27 protein-coding genes and 1 pseudogene are annotated in these 23,873 nt (G+C 58.2%); 15 read left to right on the top strand and 13 right to left on the bottom strand.

Annotated elements, in window-relative coordinates:
• Positions 1–9 precede the first annotated feature (9 nt).
• Entirely contained in the window at positions 10–936 is a 927-nt protein-coding gene (locus C4J84_RS14370; RefSeq protein WP_124363182.1) for an alpha/beta hydrolase, read from the top strand.
• A gap of 195 nt (positions 937–1,131) precedes the next feature.
• Here C4J84_RS14370 and C4J84_RS14375 read toward each other — a convergent pair whose 3' ends face one another.
• The 4 genes from C4J84_RS14375 to C4J84_RS14390 all read right to left on the bottom strand — a co-directional run bounded on the left by C4J84_RS14375 (position 1,132) and on the right by C4J84_RS14390 (position 3,767).
• A complete protein-coding gene (locus tag C4J84_RS14375; protein WP_124370976.1) occupies positions 1,132–2,289 on the bottom strand; it encodes an alpha-hydroxy acid oxidase in 1,158 nt (385 codons plus the stop codon).
• A gap of 100 nt (positions 2,290–2,389) precedes the next feature.
• Entirely contained in the window at positions 2,390–3,127 is a 738-nt protein-coding gene (locus C4J84_RS14380; RefSeq protein ID WP_124370977.1) for a DUF72 domain-containing protein, read from the bottom strand.
• On the bottom strand, positions 3,124–3,555 hold the full coding sequence (locus tag C4J84_RS14385; RefSeq protein WP_124370978.1) for a DNA methylase: 432 nt from the start codon (positions 3,553–3,555) through the stop codon (positions 3,124–3,126). The genes C4J84_RS14380 and C4J84_RS14385 overlap by 4 nt, the downstream gene beginning before the upstream one ends.
• 2 nt (positions 3,556–3,557) lie before the next feature.
• Positions 3,558–3,767: a hypothetical protein gene (locus C4J84_RS14390; RefSeq protein WP_124370979.1), complete on the bottom strand. Its 210-nt coding sequence runs from the start codon at positions 3,765–3,767 to the stop codon at positions 3,558–3,560.
• 197 nt (positions 3,768–3,964) lie between these two features.
• Here C4J84_RS14390 and C4J84_RS14395 point away from each other — a divergent pair, with 197 nt between their 5' ends.
• Entirely contained in the window at positions 3,965–4,468 is a 504-nt protein-coding gene (locus C4J84_RS14395) for a DUF4142 domain-containing protein (RefSeq protein WP_124363187.1), read from the top strand.
• Between the two features lie 30 nt (positions 4,469–4,498).
• Complete coding sequence (locus C4J84_RS14400; RefSeq protein WP_124370980.1) at positions 4,499–5,059, top strand: type 1 glutamine amidotransferase domain-containing protein; 561 nt, start codon at positions 4,499–4,501, stop codon at positions 5,057–5,059.
• Between the two features lie 62 nt (positions 5,060–5,121).
• Here C4J84_RS14400 and C4J84_RS14405 read toward each other — a convergent pair whose 3' ends face one another.
• Positions 5,122–5,328 carry a hypothetical protein gene (locus C4J84_RS14405; protein ID WP_124363189.1) on the bottom strand — a complete coding sequence of 69 codons (207 nt, stop codon included), beginning with the start codon at positions 5,326–5,328 and terminating at the stop codon, positions 5,122–5,124.
• A 279-nt stretch (positions 5,329–5,607) separates the two neighbouring features.
• Here C4J84_RS14405 and C4J84_RS14410 point away from each other — a divergent pair, with 279 nt between their 5' ends.
• Positions 5,608–6,084, top strand: coding sequence for a hemerythrin domain-containing protein (locus C4J84_RS14410; protein WP_124370981.1), 477 nt, complete (start codon positions 5,608–5,610; stop codon positions 6,082–6,084).
• A gap of 81 nt (positions 6,085–6,165) precedes the next feature.
• Here C4J84_RS14410 and C4J84_RS26785 read toward each other — a convergent pair.
• Positions 6,166–6,255 (bottom strand): annotated as a pseudogene (locus C4J84_RS26785) (DUF2946 domain-containing protein); the annotation flags it as partial.
• A gap of 209 nt (positions 6,256–6,464) precedes the next feature.
• Here C4J84_RS26785 and C4J84_RS14420 point away from each other — a divergent pair.
• The 4 genes from C4J84_RS14420 to C4J84_RS14435 all read left to right on the top strand — a co-directional run bounded on the left by C4J84_RS14420 (position 6,465) and on the right by C4J84_RS14435 (position 9,205).
• On the top strand, positions 6,465–7,073 hold the full coding sequence (locus C4J84_RS14420) for an SCO family protein (protein WP_124363191.1): 609 nt from the start codon (positions 6,465–6,467) through the stop codon (positions 7,071–7,073).
• Positions 7,073–7,555, top strand: a complete 483-nt coding sequence (locus tag C4J84_RS14425) for a copper chaperone PCu(A)C (RefSeq protein ID WP_124363192.1) — start codon at positions 7,073–7,075, stop codon at positions 7,553–7,555. Before C4J84_RS14420 ends, C4J84_RS14425 begins: the two co-directional genes overlap by 1 nt.
• A gap of 243 nt (positions 7,556–7,798) precedes the next feature.
• Positions 7,799–8,287, top strand: a complete 489-nt coding sequence (locus C4J84_RS14430) for an HIT family protein (protein ID WP_124435594.1) — start codon at positions 7,799–7,801, stop codon at positions 8,285–8,287.
• Positions 8,288–8,383: 96 nt separating this feature from the next.
• A complete protein-coding gene (locus C4J84_RS14435) occupies positions 8,384–9,205 on the top strand; it encodes a hypothetical protein (protein WP_124429814.1) in 822 nt (273 codons plus the stop codon).
• On the opposite strand, the gene C4J84_RS14440 is transcribed toward C4J84_RS14435, so the two are convergent.
• Complete coding sequence (locus C4J84_RS14440; protein WP_124370986.1) at positions 9,184–9,636, bottom strand: DUF488 family protein; 453 nt, start codon at positions 9,634–9,636, stop codon at positions 9,184–9,186. The genes C4J84_RS14435 and C4J84_RS14440 overlap by 22 nt on opposite strands.
• Positions 9,637–9,741: 105 nt before the next feature.
• On the bottom strand, positions 9,742–10,254 hold the full coding sequence (locus C4J84_RS14445; protein WP_124435595.1) for a GNAT family N-acetyltransferase: 513 nt from the start codon (positions 10,252–10,254) through the stop codon (positions 9,742–9,744).
• A 175-nt stretch (positions 10,255–10,429) separates the two neighbouring features.
• Here C4J84_RS14445 and C4J84_RS14450 point away from each other — a divergent pair, with 175 nt between their 5' ends.
• Positions 10,430–10,765: a hypothetical protein gene (locus C4J84_RS14450; RefSeq protein ID WP_124367328.1), complete on the top strand. Its 336-nt coding sequence runs from the start codon at positions 10,430–10,432 to the stop codon at positions 10,763–10,765.
• Here C4J84_RS14450 and C4J84_RS14455 read toward each other — a convergent pair.
• A complete protein-coding gene (locus C4J84_RS14455) occupies positions 10,755–12,368 on the bottom strand; it encodes a hybrid sensor histidine kinase/response regulator (protein ID WP_124435596.1) in 1,614 nt (537 codons plus the stop codon). The genes C4J84_RS14450 and C4J84_RS14455 overlap by 11 nt on opposite strands.
• Before the next feature lie 84 nt (positions 12,369–12,452).
• Between C4J84_RS14455 and C4J84_RS14460 the strand changes: the two genes are divergently transcribed.
• The 5 genes from C4J84_RS14460 to argE all read left to right on the top strand — a co-directional run bounded on the left by C4J84_RS14460 (position 12,453) and on the right by argE (position 16,730).
• Positions 12,453–13,055, top strand: coding sequence for a response regulator transcription factor (locus C4J84_RS14460; RefSeq protein ID WP_124435597.1), 603 nt, complete (start codon positions 12,453–12,455; stop codon positions 13,053–13,055).
• A 121-nt stretch (positions 13,056–13,176) separates the two neighbouring features.
• Positions 13,177–14,466 carry an NAD(P)/FAD-dependent oxidoreductase gene (locus C4J84_RS14465; protein ID WP_124435598.1) on the top strand — a complete coding sequence of 430 codons (1,290 nt, stop codon included), beginning with the start codon at positions 13,177–13,179 and terminating at the stop codon, positions 14,464–14,466.
• A 22-nt stretch (positions 14,467–14,488) separates the two neighbouring features.
• Complete coding sequence (locus tag C4J84_RS14470; protein WP_124370991.1) at positions 14,489–14,899, top strand: RidA family protein; 411 nt, start codon at positions 14,489–14,491, stop codon at positions 14,897–14,899.
• Positions 14,900–14,910: 11 nt separating this feature from the next.
• Positions 14,911–15,588, top strand: coding sequence for a DUF1028 domain-containing protein (locus C4J84_RS14475; protein WP_124363195.1), 678 nt, complete (start codon positions 14,911–14,913; stop codon positions 15,586–15,588).
• On the top strand, positions 15,585–16,730 hold the full coding sequence (gene argE, locus C4J84_RS14480; RefSeq protein WP_124370992.1) for an acetylornithine deacetylase: 1,146 nt from the start codon (positions 15,585–15,587) through the stop codon (positions 16,728–16,730). Before C4J84_RS14475 ends, argE begins: the two co-directional genes overlap by 4 nt.
• Positions 16,731–16,944: 214 nt before the next feature.
• On the opposite strand, the gene C4J84_RS14485 is transcribed toward argE, so the two are convergent.
• Complete coding sequence (locus tag C4J84_RS14485; RefSeq protein WP_124363197.1) at positions 16,945–17,856, bottom strand: LysR substrate-binding domain-containing protein; 912 nt, start codon at positions 17,854–17,856, stop codon at positions 16,945–16,947.
• A gap of 250 nt (positions 17,857–18,106) precedes the next feature.
• Between C4J84_RS14485 and C4J84_RS14490 the strand changes: the two genes are divergently transcribed.
• Entirely contained in the window at positions 18,107–19,522 is a 1,416-nt protein-coding gene (locus C4J84_RS14490) for a cytosine permease (RefSeq protein WP_124370993.1), read from the top strand.
• Between the two features lie 241 nt (positions 19,523–19,763).
• Here C4J84_RS14490 and C4J84_RS14495 read toward each other — a convergent pair whose 3' ends face one another.
• The 3 genes from C4J84_RS14495 to C4J84_RS14505 all read right to left on the bottom strand — a co-directional run bounded on the left by C4J84_RS14495 (position 19,764) and on the right by C4J84_RS14505 (position 23,801).
• Entirely contained in the window at positions 19,764–20,570 is an 807-nt protein-coding gene (locus C4J84_RS14495) for a DUF4393 domain-containing protein (RefSeq protein ID WP_124370994.1), read from the bottom strand.
• 593 nt (positions 20,571–21,163) lie between these two features.
• Entirely contained in the window at positions 21,164–22,450 is a 1,287-nt protein-coding gene (locus C4J84_RS14500; RefSeq protein ID WP_124370995.1) for a hypothetical protein, read from the bottom strand.
• Positions 22,451–22,595: 145 nt separating this feature from the next.
• Positions 22,596–23,801, bottom strand: coding sequence for a YgcG family protein (locus C4J84_RS14505; RefSeq protein ID WP_124435599.1), 1,206 nt, complete (start codon positions 23,799–23,801; stop codon positions 22,596–22,598).
• Positions 23,802–23,873 lie beyond the last annotated feature (72 nt).

The raw sequence follows: 23,873 nt of genomic DNA on the forward strand, positions 1-23,873 counted from the left end.
GGAACCTTCATGTCATCTCGTTCTATGCCCCGCCGGGGCCTGCGCTGGCTGGCGCTGCTGTGCATGGCCGTGTTGATCGTCGGCCTGCCGGTGGGCTGCGCCGTGCTGCAACACAAGGAGCGCGAGCTGGTGTTTCGTATCGAGCCGGGCACCGCAGGCTGGTACACCGGGCTGCCCAATGCCGTCCAGGAGTTCGATATCAAGCCCGCCGCCTTCAAAGCCGGCCAGAATATCCACGGCTGGTGGTACCCGGCCGCGCAGAAAGATGCGCCCGCCATCCTCTACCTGCACGGCGTACGCTGGAACCTCACCGGCCAGCTGTTTCGCATCGAACAATTGCACGCCATGGGCTTTTCGGTGTTGGCCATCGACTATCGCGGTTTTGGCAAAAGCCAGGGCGACCTGCCTTCGGAAACCACGGTGTATGAAGATGCACGCATCGCCTGGGAGCGCTTCCAGACCTTGCAACCCGACCCCGGCAAACGCCTGCTCTACGGGCATTCCCTGGGTGGCGCAGTGGCCATCGACCTCGCCGCAGAGTTGAGTAAGCAGGTACCGCTGCCGGTGCGCGGGCTGGTGATCGAATCCACGTTCACTTCCCTGGGAGATGTTGCCACGGCGGTTGCCAATACCTCGTTGCCGGTACGCTGGTTGCTCTCGCAGAAATTCGATTCCATCGACAAGATGGCCGATATTCATATGCCCTTGCTGGTGGTGCATGGCCTCGATGACCGCTACGTGCCACCGCGTTTCAGCCAGCAATTATTTGAAGCCGCCCAGGAGCCCAAGCGGCTGTTACTGGTGCCGGGTGCCAGTCATAACAACAGCATGAGCCTGGCCGGGCGCGACTATGGCCAAGCGCTGCACAAGCTGATGCAAACGAGCATGCCTTCACCGCTGGTCACGCACTCCACAGGCCGCGTGGGCGACTCATAAATGCGCTTTTCGGCACTGGGTTCGCTCAGGCCTGTCAAGCGCAAACCCTGGCCATATTGGCCCACATTGAAAGTTGATCAAATATTGACCGCAGGTTAAATCGCCAACGCTGCCGGGCCCTTGCAAAGTTATCCACAGAGATACCCACGGTTTTCGTGGACAACTCTTTTTACTTTTTCAGGTTTTTTTTTCGCATCACGCGCTGTCAGGAAACGTGCCAGGCAGCAAGATCTCGCGATTCACCTCGCGTATATCGTTATAGCCACACAGTGCCATCGACACATCCAACTCACGGGCGATGATCTCGAGCGCTTTTGTCACGCCCGCTTCGCCCATCGCCCCCAAGCCATACAGGTGCGGGCGCCCGATCATGGTGCCCTTGGCGCCCAGCGCCATGGCCTTGAGTACATCCTGGCCGGAGCGGATACCCCCGTCGAGCCACACTTCAATCCGCTTGCCCACCGCCTCGACAATCGCCGGCAGCTGGCTGATGCTCGACGGCGCGCCATCCAGCTGGCGGCCGCCGTGGTTGCTGACCACCAACGCATCGGCGCCGGTATTGGCCGCCAGGCGCGCGTCCTCCACATCGAGGATGCCCTTGATGATCAGCTTGCCGCCCCAGCACTTCTTGATCCACTCCACATCGTCCCAGCTCAGGCGCGGGTCGAACTGCTGGGCGGTCCACGCCGACAGCGAACTCATATCGGCCACCCCCGTCACATGCCCGACGATATTGCCGAAGCCCCGTCGCTGGGTGCCCAGCATGCCCATCACCCAGCGCGGCTTGGTCATCATGTTGAGGATGTTCGGCAGGGTCAGCCTGGGCGGTGCGGACAGGCCGTTGATCAGGTCCTTGTGGCGCTGCCCGAGGATCTGCAGGTCCAGCGTCAACACCAACGCATCAACGCCAGCCGCCTTGGCCCGCTCGATCAAACGCTCGATAAACCCACGGTCGCGCATCACATACAACTGGAACCAGAAGGGCTGGCCGACGTGCTCAGCGATGTCTTCCAGCGAACAGATGCTCATGGTCGACAAGGTATAGCGCAGGCCAAACGCCGCAGCGGCGCGGGCGGTGAGAATCTCACCATCGGCGTGCTGCATGCCCGCCAGGCCGGTGGGTGCCAGGGCTACCGGCATGGCCATGTCCTGGCCAATCATGCTGGCGCGAATCGAACGTTCATCGATATTGCGTGCCACGCGCTGACGGAATTTGATCCGGGCAAAGTCGCTTTCATTGGCCCGGTAGGTGCTCTCAGTCCAGGAGCCGGAATCGGCGTAGTCGTAGAACATCCGCGGGACACGTTTCTGCGCAAGCTTGCGTAAGTCTTCGATGGTTGTGATCAACGACATCGGGTCACCTCTCCCTGAACTGTGAACAGACTGAACTGAGAACAGACTGCACTGAAAACAAAGAGTACCCGGCCCTCGCCCAGCTAACCAGCCGTTGCGTTTATAAGCCTTGCCGAGTGTCGAGGTGCGGGTAGACGTCGAGCAGGTCGAGGGCATCGGCGACCGCATGGCCGCTGGCGGTATTGTCGAAAATGCACCAGGTGGGAATGCCCTCTTCAATCGACTGGCGCAGCAACCGCGCATACGCCTGCACCCGCTCGTGCCCATAGGCGCTGTGATAAATCCGCGGCGAGCCATGCAGACGCCAATAACCCACGCCGTGCCAGGCATCACCGGCAGCGATCACCGCAGGGTCGGCGCTGACCCAACCGATTTCGAGCGACTGCAACAAAGTTCCGGCCGCGAGCCAACTGGCATGGCGCGGTTCCAGCACCACGGTACCGGCAAACCGTTGGCGCAGCGCCTCGAAAAAAGCGCCGGCAACCAACGGCTCATACCTCAGGGACGGCGGCAGCTGCACCAACAGGCACCCCAGCTTCTCGTCCAGTTGCAGGCATTGCGCGAGAAACTCGTCCAAGGCGGTGCCACACTGCTGCAAGCGCAGTTCGTGGGTGATCCGCTTGGGCACCTTGACTGAAAAACGGAAACCCGCAGGCACCGACTCACGCCAACGCTCATAGGTTTTTGCCAGGTGAGGTCGGTAAAACGAACTGTTGATTTCCACCGCGTTGAAACGCGAGGCATAGCGTTGTAAATGCGTGCCCTGCTCAGCGAACGCCGGCCAATGCTCGCGGGGCAAGCTCCAGCCGGCGCAGCCCACATACAGAGGTGCTGTCAAAACAACACCGTGGCGGCATCGCGCATGAAAATCTCGATGGTCTTGGGGCCGACACCCTCGAACTCACCCAAGCGTTTTTCGAACGCCTGGCGGTTATCGCTGGCCTCGAGCATGCGGGTGATCTTGCCGCTGTACTCGGCGTTGAGCTTCGCGCTCAGGTCCAACAGGCGTTGCGCCGTGGTTTCGTCGTAGCGCACGTAATGCGCGCGCCCCAACATCGCCACCAGCTCCCGCGATGTGCAGTGCTGCAATTTGCGCGGCGTGTCGCGGCCCTCCTCTTCAACGATCACCTTGTAGGCTTGCGCGGCAATGGGCGCCTGAATGCGCTTGCCCATCAGGAAACTGGCGATAAACCACTTGAACAGGCCGGTGTCATCGCCGGGCTTGAGCGCGATGCCCAACTCGGCCGCGCTGATGGAACGGGCCATGCTCACTGCCCCTTGCTGAGCTTCTCGTTGATCGCATCCGTCTGGCGCTCGAGGTCCTTGATCGAGGTCGGCGTCACGACTTTGTCGATGGTTTCGGTCTTGGGGTTCGGACGTTCCAGGGTTTGCCCCTTGGCGCCGTCGGCATGGCCTTTTTGCGCGTCTTCGGAACTGATGGGTGCGGGGGTTTTATCGGCGGGCGTGTGATCGGTCACAGTGCTATCTCCTGGCAATGGCAGGCCACCCACAGCGGCGGCCCTATGCAGCAGAACCTTGGAAATTTGGATTAGTTCAAGGAAATTGCCCGCTTGGCCGCTGGGTCAATTCACGCAAAAAAAATTTAAACCTTTTGCACAGGGCGCGGCTCAACACTGATGTAACGGCATCACGCCATTTCCCAAGGAGAGACACCATGACGACTCGACTGATGAAACAAATGGGCCTGACATTCGCGCTGGTTGCGGGCTCGATTTCCACCGCGATGGCCGCCACGTCCAACGACTTTGTCGACAATGCGGCCGAAGGTGGTATCACCGAAGTGGAAGCCGGCAAGCTGGCCCTGGAAAAAAGCAGCTCGGCAGACGTGAAAACTTTTGCCCAACACATGATTACTGACCACACCAAGGCCAATCAGGAACTGATGGCCCTGGCGAAAAAACTCGACATCGAAGTACCGGATGACGCCGCCCTGACCGACAAGGCGAAGAAAGCCATCCTGGAAATGCGCGATGAATCGTTCGACAAGGCGTACGCCAACAACCAAGTCGACGCCCATCAAAAAACCGTCGACCTGTTCAAGAAGGAAGCTGAGTCCTCGGACAATGCCGAGTTGAAGGCCTTCGCGACCAAGACTCTGCCAACCCTGGAAGCACACCTGAAAATGGCCAAGGAGCTGCAAGCCAAACACGCCCATTAATCCTTCCATGACCCAAGGAGACACTCGACCATGAGTTCGCAACTCAACGGCAAGCACATCCTCGTCATCACCTCCAACACCGGCATCGAGCGTGACGAACTGCTCAAGCCCCTGCAAACCCTGCGTAGCTACGGCGCGACGGTAACGCACGCGTCCAGCAAAGGCGGCACCACCCAGACCTTTGTCGGCGATACGGAAAAGGACCAGACCGTGGAGTCCGACGTGCAACTGTCGGACGTGGTCGGCGGCAACTTCGATGCGCTGGTCATTCCCGGCGGCACCGTGAATGCCGACACCCTGCGCCAGGACGCCGCCGCGCTGCGCTTGATCAATGAGTTCGCCCAGGCCGGCAAGACCATCGCGGCGATCTGCCACGGCCCGTGGGCGTTGATCGACGCCGGCGTGGTCAAAGGCAAAACCCTCACCGCGTATAAAAGCGTGCGTATCGACCTGGAAAACGCCGGTGCCGCCGGCGTGGTCGATGCCCAGGTGCAGGAATGCAAAGCCAATGACTGGACCTTGATCACTTCGCGCACGCCGGACGATCTGCCGGCGTTCAATGAAGCGATTGCCAAGGCAGTCGCGGGCTGATCTTCAGGTCGCAACCAAAACAGGCGCCCCATGGGCGCCTGTTTTTTTATCGCTGAATGTTTTTAGTTTTTGCGCTCTTGCGCCATCTCACGCTTGGGCCCGAACATCGCCCAGGCGATCAGCCCCAGCAGCGGTACGAAGACCAGCACCACCACCCACAAGCCCTTGGTTTCCCAACCCCCGGTGCTGCGCAATACGATATTGATCGCCCACAATTCCAAGAGCAGCAGAATCACCGCCAGTACGATCCAGATATAGTTTATTTCCATGTTTCACCTCCTGAGGTCTAAGGCTTAGGTCAAGCAGAAGCGCCAAGGGTTCCATTGGATTTTTTCAACCGGAACCTGGGCCAACGCGGTAAATGTGCGTTGTGCAATCCCGGCAACGACCGATCATGCAACCTGCACGACAGCGAAACGCTAGCTTGACTCTATCTATATGATTTTTAAGACAATTTTTTTTGCGTAAAAGTTGGTACGCGTCATGCAATCTTCTGACTCACGAGGCGTGCGTTTCGACATGCCCGACTACTACCCGTGAGGTTCCACATGAATGCCATCGACCTTCTCAAAGCCGACCATGAACGCGTCAAGACCCTGCTGACCCAACTGAGCGAATCCACCGAGCGCGGGGTGAAAAAACGCACCGAGTTGCTGGCCAAGCTGGAGATGGAAATTACCCTGCATACCAAGCTGGAAGAAGAAATCCTCTACCCGGCTTTCAGGGAAGCCGGCGGCAAGGAACAGGACATCATGTACCACGAAGCCAAGGAGGAGCACCGCACTGTCGATTCACTGGTGCTGCCTGACCTGAAGCAGACCGATCCGTCTTCCACCGAGTTTTCCGGCCGCGTCAAAGTGGTCAAGGAGCTGCTGGAACACCATATCGAAGAAGAAGAAACCGAGATGTTTCCCCAGGCCAAGAAACTGCTGGGCAAGGCGAAGCTGGACGAGCTGGGCGCGCAAATGGAAGCGATGAAAGCAACTTACAAGAAGTCTCTGGCGAGTAAGCCATTGGCCGCGTGATCCCTGTTTTCAAGCCCTTCCCTGATTTTGCGGTAGCGACAGGCCTGCTCACAGGCCCTGTCGCGTTCCATCGCGACTGAAAATCATGAATATGCTCGCGACAGTGACAGCGCTGCACACCGGGCAGGCAAAGTAGTTCGGGATGTTACTGGAACACCGGTCAGCCAAGCCTTAATCGGAAACCGAGACGCCCCTTTTCATGCGCCGCCGCTACCACCGAACCCGCAAAAGGACGCAGCGCAATGCTGCCCTGTGGCAGAACGTCGCAGATTACGCGCGGTGGCCAAGGTTGGTAGACTCTGCACCCTTCTCGTTACTCCTTTTCAAAGCCGGGTGGGCCGCTGCACAGCCATTCAGGCGTTTCACAGGACGCACAGTTGATGAGTACGTTATTCACCCGTCGCAAAGTGCTGACCGGCATGGGCCTGTTAGGCCTGGGCAGCCTGCTGGGCGGCTGTGACTACAGCCCCAAGCTGAATTTCAAGTACGGCAAAGACCTCAGTGACAAGATCATGGGGCGCACTTTCAAGCTCAAGAACACCGACGGCGAAACCGTCACCCTCAGCTCGTACCGTGGCCTGATGCCCGTGGTGTTCTTCGGCTTTACCCAATGCCCGGCGGTCTGCCCGACCACCCTGGCACGTGCCGCCCAGGCCAAGAAGCTGATGGGCCGCGACGGTGAAATCATGCAGGTGGTGTTCATCACCCTGGACCCCGAGCGCGACACCCCGGAGATTCTCGACAAATACGTCAAGGCCTTCGATCCGAGTTTCGAAGCCCTCTACGGCACCCCGCAGGAAATCGCCGTGGCCGCCAAGGAGTTCGGGATCTTTTATGAAAAGATCCCCGCCGGCGACACCTACACGCTGTCCCACACCGCCACCAGCTTCGTGTTCGACACCCGTGGCAACCTGCGCCTTGGCTTGCAGGCGTCCCTTACTGCTAAAGAGTGCGCAGAAGACCTGCTCACCGTCATGGAGGTCTGCTAATGACTGCCGTTCAACACCTCAAGCGTCTCACCCTCGGCCTCACCCTGCTCGGCCTCGCCGCCCACGCCAGCGCCCAGGTGCAAGTGACCGACGCCTGGGTCCGCGCCACCGTGCCGGGCCAGCCCTCCAGCGGCGCGTTCATGACCGTCACCGCCGACAGCGACAGCCAGTTGCTGCGCGTGGCGTCGCCCGTGGCCAAGGACGTGCAGATCCATGAAATGAGCATGAAGGACGACGTAATGCGCATGGGCCCGGTGGACTCGGTGGCCCTGCCCGCCGGCAAAGCCGTGACCCTCGACCCGAATGGCTACCACGTGATGCTGATGGGCCTGACCGGCCAGATCAAGGAAGGCGACCAGGTGCCGCTGACCCTTACGGTAAAAGATGCCAAGGGCGCTGAGCAAAGCATTGAAGTGAAGGCTGCTGCGCGGGGTGTTGACGGGATGGACCATAGCCAGATGGACCACAGCAAGATGCATTGAGGCTCGAACCCGGTCAGAAATGTGGGAGGGGCGGTGCGACGATTCGACTTGCCCCCGGTGGCGGTGGGTCAGTCACAGATGCAGTGACTGATACTTCCTCATCGGGGGCAAGCCCCCTCCCACATTTGGATTGCGGCGTATCAGTTACATAGCCGTCGATGGTCAGGCTCCCACAGATTCGAAACCACGCCCATTTCGGGGATCTTTGTTATCCTGGCGCTCCAGCCACATGGACGCGCGCCCATGCCAATCGACCCCGCCTTCATCCTGCACCAGACCGAACACTGGCTGCTCAACCATCATCAATCTTCAAAACTGCCGGGCTACCTGATGCTGGGTGCCAAGGCACCGATTGCCTCCCTCGCTGACATGCCCGACGCCGCACTGGCCGAACTGGGCGGTCTGCTTGCCCGAACCCAACGGATAATGGAAACGCAGCTGCAGCCCAAGTGGCTCTACATCAGCCGCTACGGGCATATGCCGGGATTTGCGCTGCACTTTCATTTCATCCCCGTCTATGACTGGATAGAGCAAGCGTTCTGGCAGGACGAACGCTATCGCACGCTGCACAATTTCGGCTCGCAAGCACTCGCCAACAACGTAACCGACGGGGCTGAACTGACGCTGTTTGTATGGCGTGAATTTGGCGAGAGCCTCACACCGCCGCTGATTCAAGGGCCTGGGGTGGAGCAGGTGATTGAGCGATTGCGCACTGATTTCGCGGGCCGATAGGGTTCGGTAACGGTATATCCACGCGAGGTTACAAGTCTTCCTGGCAGCTTTCCAACGGTTGGATACAGTTCAGAAAAGACCTTTGGATATGGCCGCATGAAACGCAAGGTTCGAATTCTGATTCTGTGTAAGACCTACCCTTCACCCAGCGCGAAATACGCCGAAACGTCCTGCGTCGCAGGGATGGACGAGCACGGCAATCTCATCCGACTTTATCCGGTACCTTTTCGCCTGATCACCGGTGAACAACGGTTCGCCAAATGGCAATGGATCGAAGCCTATATTGAGCGAAGCCCGGCAGACCGCAGGCCGGAAAGCCATAAGATCGGCGTAGACAGTATCTGCGTGGGTAATATCTTGCCCGCTGGAGACTGGCACGAACGGCGGCGGCTCCTGGAAAAGCTGACGGTTTATGAAAGCTTCGACGCGCTGGAACGGGCAAGGATCGATCACAACATCACGCTAGGCCTGGTCAAACCTGCACGGATTGTCGCGTTGCGCATCCGAAAGTCAGCCTCCACAGACTGGACACTCGACGAGATAGAAAAGCTGCAGTCAATGCAACGCCAACACAGTCTGTTTGAAGAATGGGAACACACGGGCATAAAGCGCCTGGAAAAAGTGCCTTTTGACTTTCATTACGTCTACGAATGCATGGTTGATGGCGTATTGAAATCTCATACCCACAAAATCGTCGATTGGGAAGCCAGCCAGCTCTATAGAAACGTGCATCGCAAATATGGCGCTTCAGGATGGGAAGCTCCATTGCGTCACAAGCTGGAAACCGATCTACCCGCCAGGGACCTGATGTTTCTAATGGGCACGATCCATCGTTTTCCCGGCCAGTGGCTTATCGTCAGCTTGATCTACCCGCCAAAGCGAGGCAATGCGGGGCATCAGCAGATAGCGTTGTTCTGAGCGAGATGCTGAGTCTGCAGCGAGCCGGCTACTTCCTGGGCTGCTTCGGCGATCAGGCTGCGATGGCAGAAATTTGCGTCGGCTTCATAGCAGACCATGCAAATTCGTTGGACGGCGGCATTGGAAATCAGTGAATTCAATACATCGCCCTGCGTTCGGATGTAAGCCCGAAAATCCCGTGCATAGGTCGACCAATTGCCGTCCTCCTTGTACTGCTTGCGTATGGGTTTCGGGCACCCGAGTGGCCGGCTGTGTTCATAGGTAATTCCATGCACAGCCAGGCACTGGGCAAGAGCATTTTTAGAAAAACCTTTTTTACGCGACAACGGGTATTCACGTACATCAAGCACCTTGTCGATACCGGCGTGTTTGAGCTGTGCGATGAACGCGTCAATGGACAGCCCTTCGTAGCCAGCGGTGTAGAGATTCATGCGGATTCTCCTGGAGCCTCCCGGCGCAATCAAACAGTAAAAAGCGCCGGGACTATAACACCGGCACTGGTTTCAAGGCTCTGTGGCTGACCGGCGGGGAGGCAATTACGTAACAAAGCACTCGCTTTCGCTGCCCGCTACGCCGGAGTCAGCCGCAAGCTTTTTCACCATCGGCACACACGCCAACACCAGTCCCGCTGGAGAGCGATACACCGTCTGCTCATGCCCCACATACCCGCACGCTTTATAAAAGCTCACCGCGTTCAACGTCGAGTCAAGCACCACCTCTGCAACCGCCCGCTGCCGCGCAACGTCTTCCAGGTGGTCAAGCATCGCCTTGCCATAACCGCGCCCGGTGAATGCGGACCTTACGAACAACGCCCCGAGTTCATTGTTGGCCAGGTCAAGCATGCCCGTGACGACGGCTTCACCGTTCACCCACCCCAGGTAGAACAGTTTTCCCATCAGGATGCTGTAACCGTCGCTTGCGCGGCCTCGGGTCCAGAGCGCCATTTGCTCAGCGCTGTAGGCGCCAATGCACTGACTGCGAATGGCCTCGCGACGAATATCAAACGCCCTGTCAGCGTCGTCTGGTGTGGCTCGTTTTATCTCCAGCACAGCGCTCCCCTTCTCCAGAATTCAAACTGCCATTAGCCCATTTGTGCTAATCGACCCACTCCTCCCCCAGCGCTATATTCCTCGCCACTTCCAACGCCCAACCAACACCACGTATTCAGCGCGTGAGGCGCCGTTGCGCATTGGAAAAACCATAACAACCCAAGGAAGAAGCACCATGAAACTCCATTCCCCCGTTACTCGTCTCGCCCTGCTTGGCGCACTGATCATCGGCGTCGCCGGTTGCAGCAATATCAAACCCACCGAAGACCATCTCAAGACGCTGTCGGAGACCAACTTGGGTGAACCCGTGAAGCGTATTGCCAATGTGCGCAGCGACTCCATGACAACCTATTACATCGCGAGCACCGCGTCCGGTGACTATAACTGCGTGCTCTCAACCGGCGTGGGTGGCGCACTGCATGCAGTCGGCAGCTTTGGCCTGATAAAGCCTGCCGCTTTCTGCCAACCCAAAGGGGCACGTGGCAACGCGCTGACCCCATTTATGCAGTAATTTGTTCCCGACTGAGCTCACGCAGGGTGCCACGCAATTGCGCAGGTCGCACCGGTTTGGACAGGATCGCGATCTGACGATCGTGCAACGCGGCCTGGATTTTCTCCACGTCGTGCCCGGTGAGGATCAGCGCCGGCACCGCCCAACCGCGTTGCCGGCGCAGATGGTCGATGCATTCGATGCCGGTAGCATGATTGCCCAGGTCATAGTCGGCGACGATGATGTCGCAGTCGCTGACCAGGTCATGCCCTAATGACTCTGCCTGCACCTGGCAGCCCCAGCGCTCCAGCAAGGCCTGGGTAGCGAGCAGTACGTTGTGGTCATCTTCCACCAGACAGACTTTCAAACCCGTCAACAGCCCGGCCTGGCGTGCCTCATCGCGCGGTGCCGGCTGACGTGGCGCGGAGACTGGCGTCAGGCCGTACAGGCTGACCGAAGTGCCATGTCCCACCCGCGAGCGCAGACTTACCTGCAGGTCCATCAAGCGTCCCAGGCGCTTGACGATCGACAGCCCCAGGCCCACGCCTTCGACGTCTTTGTCGCGCACGTGGCGCACCCGATAAAATTCTTCGAAGACCTTTGACAGATGCTCCTCGGCAATTCCCCGCCCACGGTCATGAATCTCCACCGCCAAACCACCGCCACGCCTGCGTACGCCAATCAACACCGGCCGTTGCGCACCGTATTTGAAGCAATTGGACAGCACGTTTTGCACCATGGTCGCCAACAACGCCGGATCCACCTGCACCCAGTGCGCGCACGGGCGCAGCTGCAAGTGCACCCCGGCCCAGCGCGCCGCTTCGGCGTTCTGGCGCACCAGGTCAGCAAGGAACTCCCCCAGATCGATCACCTGGTACTTGGGCAGCAGCCGACCGTTATCGAGGGTGTAGAGGTCAAGAATCGAGCGGAACAGTTGCGACACGTTGAGCAACGAACGGTCGATATTGTCCACCAATCGCCGCTCTTCATCGCCCAGCCGGGCTTCGCGCAGGCAGGCGGTGAACAGGCCGATGGAGTGGATCGGCTGACGCAGGTCATGACTGGCCTGGGCCAGGAAGCGGGATTTTTCCAGGTTGGCGGCGATGGCTTCTTCGGAGGCCTTGCGCGTGCGCTCCAGCAGTATGTGCGCGTAGACCGGGATCACCGTGCTGGTGATCATCAGCATCAGCACCATGAACGGCTGCGCCTGCCACCACGGCGTAAGCCGGTACACCACCAGCAGCGCCAGCAACGCCAGCCCGGTGGCAATCGCCAGGTAACGCGAGCCGTAACGCATGCCATTGCCCAAGTTGACCCACACCATCACCGCATACAGCGGCAACGCCGCTTCACCACCCACTACCAGGCCGAATGAGGTGCCAGTGTAATCATGCAGCATGCCGAAAATCCGCCGCGCCGGGTAATGCCCTGGCCAGCGCGCAATCACCTGGCGCAGAGCGATGGACGCGAGCAGGAACACGAAAATGTACAGAATCACCGGCAGATAGGTGTCCAGCGAATGCCCGGGCAAAAAACCCAGCACGCCGATATACACAATGGCGATCGCGGCCACCATGATGCGCAGGTTGGCCTGGTCGAGTTCGGAGTTGGTCTCAAGACTCATAGTCATATCCTTGACATGCCCTTTGCGGGCGCGGTGGTAAAGTAACATGCCTCAGCACAGCCATGCCCCAGGAAGGAGCCCATCATGACCGGCCGGATCATCATCGCCGACGACCATCCGATGTTTCGCGAAGGCATGGCGCGTACCGTACAGCGCCTGCTACCCGAGGCCGTGGTACAGGAAGCCGGCACCCTGGAGGATGTGCATGGATTGCTGCTTGACCCCAACGACATCGACACACTGATCCTCGACCTGCGCTTCCCCGGGCTGACTTGCATGAGCCAGCTCGCCGACCTGCGCCGACAACTGCGGCGCACTACGCTGGTGGTCGTGTCGATGGTGGATGACCCGGCGCTGATCGAACAGGTGATGAACCTGGGCGTCGACGGTTTTATCGGCAAGAACATCGCCCCCGACGAGATCGGCCAGGCGCTGTTGGCGATCCGTGAAGGTGAAGTTTTGGTCAAGTTCGCCCCCTCGGGCCTGTTGCCCCTCGACATTCACACGCTTACCGCCCGCCAGCGAGAAGTGCTGCGCCTGATCGCCCAGGGCAAGACCAACAAGGAAATCGCCAAGGCCCTGGCGATCTCGCCGTTTACCGTGCGCATTCATGTGTCGTCGTTGCTGCGCAGTTTGAAGGTACCGTCGCGGGCTGCGGCGGCGGTGAAATATTACGGCGAACTCTGACGCTGCATCCGATATTTATGCTCACTCCCAAGCTTAATAATATTTTATTAAAAACCACCCTCCCCCTAGCCTTGAAGCCATGCCCACGTTGAATCCAACTGCATGACGCAAGGACAGACAGATGACTGAATCAATAACAAAAACCGACACCCTGGTGGTCGGCGCCGGCCAGGCCGGTGTGGCCATGAGCGAGCATTTGAGCAAGCACGGCGTGCCGCACCTGGTGCTGGAGCGCAGTCGTATCGCCGAGCGCTGGCGCACCGGGCGCTGGGATTCACTGGTGGCCAACGGGCCGGCCTGGCATGACCGTTTTCCCGGCCTGGAATTCGATGATGTGGCCCCCGATGGCTTTGCGCCGAAGGAGCGCGTGGCGGATTACTTTGAAGCCTATGCGCGCAAGTTCAATGCGCCGATTCGTACGGGCGTGGAGGTGACGGCGGTGGTGCGCAATGAAGGCCGTCCAGGCTTTACCGTACACACCAGCCAAGGCGTGATCGAAGCCAACCGCGTGGTGGCCGCCACCGGGCCGTTTCAGAAGCCGGTAATTCCGGCGATCGCGCCGACAGATACCGCGCTGCATCAGCTGCATTCCGCCGATTATCGCAACCCGGCGCAACTGCCGGCGGGCGCCGTGCTGGTGGTGGGTGCGGGCTCTTCCGGCGTACAAATCGCCGATGAACTGCAACGTTCCGGTCGTCAGGTGTACCTGTCGGTCGGCGCCCATGACCGTCCGCCTCGGGCTTATCGCAACCGGGATTTCTGCTGGTGGCTGGGGGTGCTGGGCGAGTGGGACCAGGCCGCGATGAAACCCGGCCGCGAGCACGTGACCATCGCGGTGAGCGGCGCCCACGGCGGCAAGACCATCGACTTTCGGGAACTGGCCCAGCAAGGCATGACCCTGGTCGGCCTGACCCAAGGGTTTAATGGCAGCGTCGCCACGTTCCAACCGAACCTGGTAGAGAATCTGGCCCGTGGCGATGAGAACTACCTGGCCCTGCTGGATGCGGCCGATGCCTACATCGAGCGCAACGGCCTCGACCTGCCGCTTGAGCCCGACGCCCGCCGCGTATTCCCGGATGCCGACTGCATCAAGCATCCGATCCTGGAACTAGACCTTGCCCAATCCGGCATCACTTCGATCATCTGGGCCACCGGGTTTGCCGTGGACTACAGCTGGCTCAAGGTCGACGCATTCGACGCAGCCGGCAAGCCCCGGCACCAGCGCGGCGTAGCCAGCGAAGCCGGGATTTATTTCCTGGGGTTGCCGTGGCAGTCGCGCCGTGGCTCGTCATTTATCTGGGGCGTGTGGCACGACGCCAAGTACGTCGCCGACCATATCGCCATCCAGCGTCAATACCTTGAGTACCGCGAAGCCGCCCCGCTGGCTCGCCCCTCCCCTGTCAGCGCCTGATCCCTTTGCCGGAGTTTTTTTGATGCCTACTCATACTCGCATCCGCATGTTCAACACCCAGGAAACCTACCCCAACCAAAGCCTGGACAACGACCTGTGCCAAGCCGTACGTGCCGGTAATACCGTGTATGTGCGCGGCCAGGTGGGCACCGATTTCGACGGCAACCTGATCGGCCTGGGCAACCCGCGTGCCCAGGCCGAACAAGCCATGCGCAACGTCAAGCAACTGCTTGAGGAAGCGGGCTCCGATCTGTCGCATATCGTCAAGACCACCACCTACCTGATCGACCCGCGCTACCGCGAACCGGTGTATCAGGAAATCGGCAAGTGGCTCAAGGGCGTGTTCCCGATCTCCACCGGGCTGGTGGTTTCAGCGCTGGGCCAGCCGCAGTGGCTGATGGAAATCGATGTGATCGCGGTTATTCCAGAGTAAGGAGACTAGCCATGACCTTTTCAATCGTGGGTCGCTGCGCGGAGACCGGCCAGCTGGGCATCGCCATCAGCTCCTCGAGCATCGCCGTGGGCGCGCGTTGCCCATGGCTGCGGCCGGGTGTAGGTGCGGTCGCCACCCAGAACATCACGCTGCCGGCCCTTGGCCCGGAAGTGCTCGACTGCCTGGAGCAAGGCCTCACGCCGGCGGATGCCGTCGACACAGCCCTGACGCGCAACGGCTACAGCCAATACCGCCAATTAACCGCAATCGATCACTTGGGCCGCAGCGTGCATTTCAGCGGCAGCGAAACCCTCGGCACCCACAATGCCGTGTCGGGCGAGCAATGTGTGGCGGCGGGGAATATGCTCGCCGACCGAGGGGTGATCGAGGCAATGGTCAGCGCCTTCGAACACGGCGAAGGCCAGTTGGCGGACCGCTTGCTCGCGGCAATGCATGCCGCCATCGGCGCCGGTGGCGAAGCCGGCCCGGTGCATTCCGCCGCGCTGGTGGTGGTGGGTGAGCTGACCTGGCCGATCATCAACCTGCGCGTGGACTGGGCCGATGAAGCCCCCATCAGTCAATTGCAAACACTGTGGGACGCCTACCGTCCGCAAGTGCAGGACTACATCGACCGCGCCCTCGCCCCGGATCGCTCCCCAGGCTATGGCGTGGCCGGAGACGAGCGATGAGCCGCAGCCGCGAGTTGTTGCAGACGCTGGTGGGGTTCGATACCACCAGCCGCGAGTCCAACCTGCAGTTGATCGAGTTCGTGCGCGACTACCTGGAGGGGTTCGGCGTGGCCAGCGAGCTGATCTACAACGCGTCGCGCAGCAAGGCTAACCTGTTTGCCAGCATCGGCCCGGTGGAATTACCCGGCATTGTGTTGTCGGGGCATACCGATGTGGTGCCGGTGGATGGGCAGCCCTGGACGCTGCCGCCGTTTCAACTGACCGAGCATGACGGCAAGCTATACGGGCGTGGCACCGCCGACATGAAAGGCTACATCGCCTGCGTGCTGGCGCTGGTGCCGGAGTTGGTCAAGGCGCGGCTGCGCCTGCCGGTACACATCGCCCTGTCGTATGACGAAGAAGTCGGCTGCCTCGGGGTACGCTCGCTGCTCGACGTGTTGGCGCAACGTCCGGTGAAGCCGATGCTGTGCATTATTGGCGAGCCGACCGAGCTCAAACCGGTGCTCGGCCATAAGGGCAAGCTGGCGATGCGCTGCGATGTACAGGGCGAGGCGTGCCACTCGGCGTATGCACCGTCCGGAGTGAATGCGATCGAGCATGCCGCCGAGTTGATCGGCGAACTGGGGCGCATTGGCCAACGCTTGCGTGCACACCAGGACCCTCGCTTCGATCCGCCGTTCAGCACCGTGCAAACCGGCGTGATCAGCGGCGGCAAGGCCCTGAATATCGTGCCCGCCGACTGCCGGTTTGATTTCGAAGTACGCGCCCTGCCCTCGACGGATCCCGCTGAAGTGGCGCACGAACTGCACACCTACGCCATGCAGCAAGTACTGCCGCGCATGCAGGCCGTGAGCAAGCAGAGTTCGATTCGGTTCACCGAGCTGTCGGCTTACCCGGGTCTGGTCACCGATGAGCACAGCCAGGCCGCGCAATTGATTGCGGCGTTTTGCGGTTCCAGTGCGTTTGGCACCGTGGCGTTTGGCACTGAGGGTGGGCTGTTTGATGCGGTGGGCATTCCCACCGTGGTGTGCGGGCCTGGCAGTATGGACCAGGGGCACAAGCCGGATGAGTTTGTGCGCGTGGAGCAGCTCAGCGGCTGCGACGCAATGCTGAAGCGGATGCTGGACTCGCTACGCATGTGAATACACCACAAATCAAATGTGGGAGGGGCAAGCCCTAAGTTAAGGCTTTTTGTAGGAGCGAGCTTGCTCGCGAAAAACTCACAGGCACCGCGTTTATTCAGGAAGCACGCGTTATCGTTGACATTTTTCGCGAGCAAGCTCGCTCCTACAGAGGGCGGTGTACGCTTAACTGACTGGCATTAGGGCAAGCCCCCTCCCACATTGGGCTCTGTGTTTATCCGAGCAATCGGGCGAGTTCTTCGCGACAGTAATCGACGAACAACTGCACCGGCTTGGTCAGCGGTGCGCGCTTGAGCCACACCGCCGACAACCCCGAGCCTGTGACGGTTTCCGCCAGCGGGATACACACCACCTTCTGCCCATCATAGGTGTACTCGCTGAACGGCTTGGTCACCAGGATCGAAAACCCGAACCCGCGCCCCACCATGCCCCGTACCATCTCGATCGACGGCGAGCTGAACACGATATTCGGCGTCAACCCCCGCTCATCAAAGATGCTCACGAAGTAAGTCCGGCTCGGCAGCACATCCAGCAGAATCATCGGCTCCAGCACCAGGTCGACCAACGACACCTTGGCCTGCCGTGCAAAGCGGTGATCGGCCGGCAACAACGCGTATGGCTGCTGCGGCGGCATCAACGGCGTGGTTTCGATGGCGCCGCCCAGGTCGTGCTCGAACAGCATCGCCACATCGATGGTGCCCGCCGTCAGCGCCTGCACCAGCTCCTGCTGCTCGCCGTCACGCAGGCGGATTTCCACCCCCGGCCAGCGTGTCTTGAACCCGGCGATCAGGCGCGGCAGGTACAACGGCGCCACGGTTTCAAAGCAGCCGATATCGATCTGCCCGGCCACCACATCATTGTCGGCCAAGGCGTTCTGTTCGAACTCATGGGCCACCCGCAGCAGCTCCAGCGCCTTGCGATAAAACCGCGCGCCGCTGGGGGTCAGCGACACACCCTGGGCGTGATGGCGGATAAACAACTGCACACCAAAACTGTCTTCCAGCTGCTTGATGGCGGTGGACACCGACGGCTGGGCGATATACAGCTTGCGCGACGCCTCGGCGACGCTGCCGCATTCGGCGGTGGTGACGAAATATCTGAGTTGGCGCAGGTTGTAGGCAGCCATCGGGGCCTCCGAAAACGGGGGTTTTCGCCCCAAAAACGTGCAAGAAAAACCGGCTTATTTCATCGATTCAAGCCCATGCAACATACCGGAGCAAAAACCGCCGCGAGATACTTTTTTTAAGGTCTATAGCAACAAACTTACTAATTTACCTCCCCGTGCCCATTGCAGATGATCACTCCAACAACAAAGCGCCGCCGTTGCTGCGCACAGCGAAGTACGTCCACGTACTCACCTTGCCTTGGAGCTCGTCATGGTTACCACTGCAACATCCTCCGCCCCGCTTATCGAAAAACACACGATTGGATACGTGCCCCCGGAAGATCGCCATGGAAAGGTAAGAGACCTGTTCACCCTGTGGTTCGGCGGCAACATCGCGCCGCTGCCGATCGTCACCGGCGCATTGGGGGTGCAGTTGTTCCACCTCAACCTGGTATGGGGCATCGTTGCCATTCTGGTCGGCCATCTGGTCGGCGGTGTGTTGATGGCACTGCACTCGGCCCAGGGCCCGCAAATGGGCATTCCGCAAATGATCCAGAGCCGTGCCCAGTTCGGCTCCCTCGGCGCGTTGCTGGTGGTGGTGATTGCCGGCGTGATGTATATCGGCTTCTTCGCCTCCAACATCGTGCTGGCCGGCAAATCCTTGCATGGCGTGGTCGATGCAGTACCGGTACCCGTCGGCATCGTGATCGGCGCCATCGGTTCGGGCATCATCGGCATCATCGGCTATCGCTTCATCCATGTGCTCAACCGCATCGGCACCTGGGTACTTGGCGCCGGCATCGTGCTGGGCTTCGGCTACATTTTCACCCATGTGCAGACCACGGATTTCCTGACCCGCGGCAGCTTCAACATTTCCGGTTGGCTGGCCACCGTTTCCCTGGCTGCGCTGTGGCAGATCGCCTTTGCGCCGTACGTTTCGGATTATTCCCGCTACCTGCCGGCCGATGTGCCCGTCGCGTCCACCTTCTGGACCACCTATCTGGGCTCCGTACTGGGGTCGAGCCTGGCCTTCATCTTCGGTGCCGTCGCCGTGCTCGCCACCCCCGAGGGCATGGACACCATGGACGCCGTCAAACTCGCCACCGGCGCCATTGGCCCGCTGATGCTGGTGCTGTTCCTGCTCAGCGTGATCAGCCATAACGCCCTCAACCTGTACGGCGCGGTGCTGTCGATCATCACCCTGGTGCAGACCTTTGCCTACCGCTGGATCCCTACGGCGAAAAGCCGCGCGGTGATCTCGGTGGTGGTACTGGCCGCCTGCGCGATTGCGGCGGTATTCGCCTCAAAGGACTTCATCGGCCACTTCGTCGACATGGTGCTGGTGCTGCTGGTGGTCCTGGTGCCCTGGACAGCGATCAACCTGATCGACTTCTACGCGATCCACAAAGGCCAATATGACATCGCCTCGATCTTTCGCGTGGATGGCGGGATCTATGGCAAGTACAACCCACAAGCGCTGCTGGCGTATGCGGTGGGGATCGCGGTGCAGATTCCGTTCATGAATACGCCGCTGTACGTTGGGCCGATTTCCGAACACATCAACGGGGCGGATCTGTCCTGGGTGGTGGGGTTGGTGGTGACATCGCCGTTGTACTTCTGGTTGGCGAGCCGGGACAGTGCGTATAAGCGCCGGATGGAGGGGGGCAAGTTGGCGGCGGGGGTCTGATACAAACGCTCGGTTGCGCCTGTACGAAGGTCACCTTCTAGTTCATCCCGTCGCTGGCTTTGGTCGGCGATGGGGTTTCGCAAGGTTCAAGCCTAACGATTGGTCGTGTCGATTCGGTCAAAACCGCGCAGATCTTTTGTAGGAGCGAGCTTGCTCGCGAAAGACTCATAGGCGCCGCGTTCATTCAGAAAGCACGCGTTATCGTTAACGTAAACATACTTACTTTTTACCAAACTAAGAATCACTCTTTCGAGACTACACAAACTTGCAAAAATAACCGTCCAAGAGGAGAGACTTTTACTGCGCCACGTATAATCCTCGCTTTCATCTCTTCCTCGTAGGAAATTTCGGAAATGGCCTGCACAACGCCGTTACTCTCTTCAAGAACTTCATAACCAGCCGCGTCGTGCAGTCCGTGCTCCCGCAATAGCTCGACCAAGCCCAATCGACGTAGGTTATCAAGAAAATAGGGGGTCATAGCTGGGCTCTCACAAATCGCTAACGAACCCAAATCACTTACTAACAGGGTATGATCGTACCCTGAATTACTTTCTTTAAATTCTGCACGAATTGTGAGCGTAGGAAACGCATCCCGCTTGAGAAAAAGCTTCATAATCTTCGCCTCATCAGATGTCATTTGTTTTATTGATTCAACAAATGACGGATGTGAATGATTAGCGGTAGATACGTCCATCGCAGACGCGAGTAAGTTGGCGTACATATCGCTCAACTCATCTTCATGCCCTGTATATCTAAGAGCCTCCAAAATTGGGCCACCAACATTTGGTCTTGGAGCAATTACGTCCTCTTCTGGAACATTTCTGAGCTTTTGAGTAACTTTAGTGACTACAAAATCTTTAATTTCGTCTACACCCCAAACCAAGGCGCTGACAGGCAACAAAGCTAAGCTTACCGTTTTAGACAACGTGTGCAAGCCTTTTCCCAACTCTTGAACCGCTGGCTGAAGAAAATCTTGATATATGGGAATCTCTTTCGTCAATCCGGCAACAGCATCTATAACGTCTTTTGTATTATTTGAGTCAGACATACGCCCTCCAAGCAAAAAATCAAAAATAGAAAATCCTACACAACCCGATTAATATAAAAATTAATCAGCACTAAAGCGTTATTCTTACAATGACAAAACTATTTACTTTCTATTGTAGCTCACATTCAATTTACTACCTAGACTATAAGTACCATTACCCAGCAAAACCCTGCCACATCTAAGCCGTGGATCACCAACTATCTAATTGATATCAACCGGCCTTCGCTCCAGATACACAAACCTTGGAACTTAGACATATTTTTCTCCTGAGAGAATGGCACAATAACACCTTCCCATGCAACGCAAAATTCAGACTCTGTATGAAAGCGCTCTTAAGTCACATGAACAAACTGAACGTCATCGCATTATAGATACGTGAATAAGTACTGACGTCCAATCTGGGTTTATTGCGCAAATAGCAGGATATGCCTTCTATATCCGCACGGGCTACATTAGCGTGAGACCTAGTCATCGGATTACGGCGGGATAACTTGGCGTGAGATGGTGAAAAGACTCCGACCACGAGAGTTCGTAATGACCGCCCCATATCGTCGCCCGAGACAGCAGGGCACCACAGCCCCCGTCAATGCGCCTTATAACAAGAGTTTTCTGAGCGCCGCATATTCGCGCTTGATCAATTGATGAAGGTCGTGCCTGTTCGGTGGTAGCTTGTCAGATCGTGCTTTTTTTTGTTCACCGATTTTTAAAAGTGCGTCAGCACATCCGTGCGCCTCGAAATATTCCTCTGTATTGATCAGCGGTAAAGGAATAAGACCTCCACGGCGATTATCAAACACCACGCCCTTTACTTGGTAAGCGTTCATAAGTTGCTTCAATCCGCCGTCAAAACTGATAAACATGGGGATAAAAAAATCACCCTCACCTTGAGACATTATCAGCGTCTCCATATACCGTGGCGCGGCCATATCCCATGCAATATTGTCCAACTTTTTTAGGAGCCGTCTAGGTATTTTCGGACCTCTCTTTATTTTTTCCAACATCTTGATCAAACGCGGCTCAACGAAATACTTGTGTGCGACAATCGCCTCGCGATCCAAGTAAACACCAACCACATCATTAACGTAATCAAAAAACTCAGATATTTTATATTTTGCCGACTTGTTAGATGAAAGCTGGATTTTTACTATTCCAATCACTTGCAGCAAAATAACACGCTGCATCAATACGAAACTCAACGCCCGCTCGCGCCCCTCTTTGGAGGCGTAGTAGCTATGACTAAAGGTAATAGCTCTGCGTGCAGCTTCCCAGTGAGTGAATCTCGGTTTGGGATTAGAGCTGCGCCGATATTCAGCACAATCAATACTTCTAAAAAGTTGCAGACTTACCAAGTTACGCCGGAACGCTTTACTCAGCGTTCTCCAAAAGGCCAACGGCGACGCCGTCGGGCATTGGTGAATATTTTTCACCTCTTTTACATTCTCCGCCATATAGTAAAAATAATCAAAATTCAAGTCGTCACTCAAAATATCATCGACAAAAGAAATCACCCTGTTATGCATACTTTTTAATGGGCGCCCCCGCATCAGCGCGTCGACGTAAGATGCCATATTAGTATCGAACATCAAGCTATAATCGATTTTAAAATCCGCCCGCCCCCGTTCAAAGTACGATAACAGGATGGCGCTATTTAAAAAATAGACTTCACCACCAGAAAAATACGGAACCAGCACCGAATCTTTGCCTTTTGCGTACTTTTTTACAGCAGTAGGAATATTTGCTCGTTTATATTCTTCCAGCGCGATGATAACTGTCATGTTTTCTTTCAAGCCAGCCAACATCCAAATTTGATCCACCTCTGAAGCGCTTTGCGCCTTAGACAATAGATACGCAACTTCCTGTAACCCTGGCAACTCACTCATGAGACAAACCCTTAAACCACCTGAATAAACGCCACTAAGGTATTATCAGTTCCCAGAAAATTTCTGTCGCTAGATGAAGCTCAATACGCCGCGCTAGAACGCATTGCGCAGTCGGCAAACGGCCCCAGCCATTGCACCGATCATTTCACCAACTCCCCGACGCCCCACCGCCGCCACTGGAACCACCGCCACCGGACGAGCTGCTACTGGAATTGGAACTGGAACTGCTGGAACTCGAACCCGACCCACCGCCAGACCCCGATCCCGAGCCCTCGCCGAGCTTGCCGAAAATAATCAGCGCCACGAACGAAGCAATAGGAAACGCCAGCAGCCAACCGTCGCGACCGTCATCCAGCATCCACCCGGCCACCCCATAGACGGCGACCGCCGCCAGCAGCCGCACGACAAAGCCTGTGCGGCTGGTCCTCCAGGTGTGCCTCATGATCATCAACAGCAGCAGATACAACCCCAGCACCACCAACACAGCGAGCGGCCACGCCAGCCAATGGATAAAACTGACGTTCACATACCGATCCGCCACCCCCAACGCGGCGCTGTAGACCAGCAGCCCGACCACGCCGTAAAACAGCGGCCGTAGCTGCCACAACGCGCCGAAGGTGGCGCCGCCAATCAACAGGGTCAGCGGCATTACGAACAGAAACATCGGCCATTCCCGACCACCGCCCAGCAGCGCCAGCAATAACGTGGCCGCCACGGCGATGATCAAGGCCTTGCGCCAATGCACCTTGCCGGCGGCGAGCAGCACCCCAATGAGGCCGCCCAGCACAAACGCCGCCAGTACCGCGATGATTTGTGGATTGATCCCAGGCCCGGCCACTTTGGGCAGGTCGCCGCCGTCCACCAGCACGGTCAGGGCGTCCACACCCTGTTGAACGCCGCCGGCAAAGTCGCCCTGGCGAAATGCCGGGGTGATGCGCTCTTCGATGATGCGATGGGCCAGCAGGTCGGTGACCGTACCTTCCAGGCCATAGCCCACTTCAATGCGCACGGTGCGGTCCTCCTTGGCCACCACCAGCAGGATGCCGTCGTCGACGTCCTTGCGCCCCAGCTTCCAGGCGCGGAACAGTTGGTTGGCATAGTCTTCGATGCCGGTGTCGCCGGTGCTGGGCACCAGCAATACGGCAAGCTGAGCGCCCTTGCGCTGCTCAAGGTCGGCCAGTTGCTGCTTGAGGCGCAAGACGCTGCCCGCGTCGAGGGTGTTTGTCAGGTCTATGACCCGTTGATCGAGCGCAACGCCAATGGGCGATGTGTCGGCTTGGGCGGTCATCAACAAACTGGCAAACATCAGGACCAGCACGCTCAAGACGGATTGCCGCAGAATCACCATCATCTACTGTTACCTGAAGTTTCTTCCTGAAGGCGCCGACTGTACCTTATCTACGCGCAAACGCGTGACCCAGGC

Origin of the sequence: Pseudomonas sp. R11-23-07, from assembly GCF_003852295.1 — a bacterium.
In the GTDB taxonomy this organism is placed as follows: Bacteria; Pseudomonadota; Gammaproteobacteria; order Pseudomonadales; family Pseudomonadaceae; genus Aquipseudomonas.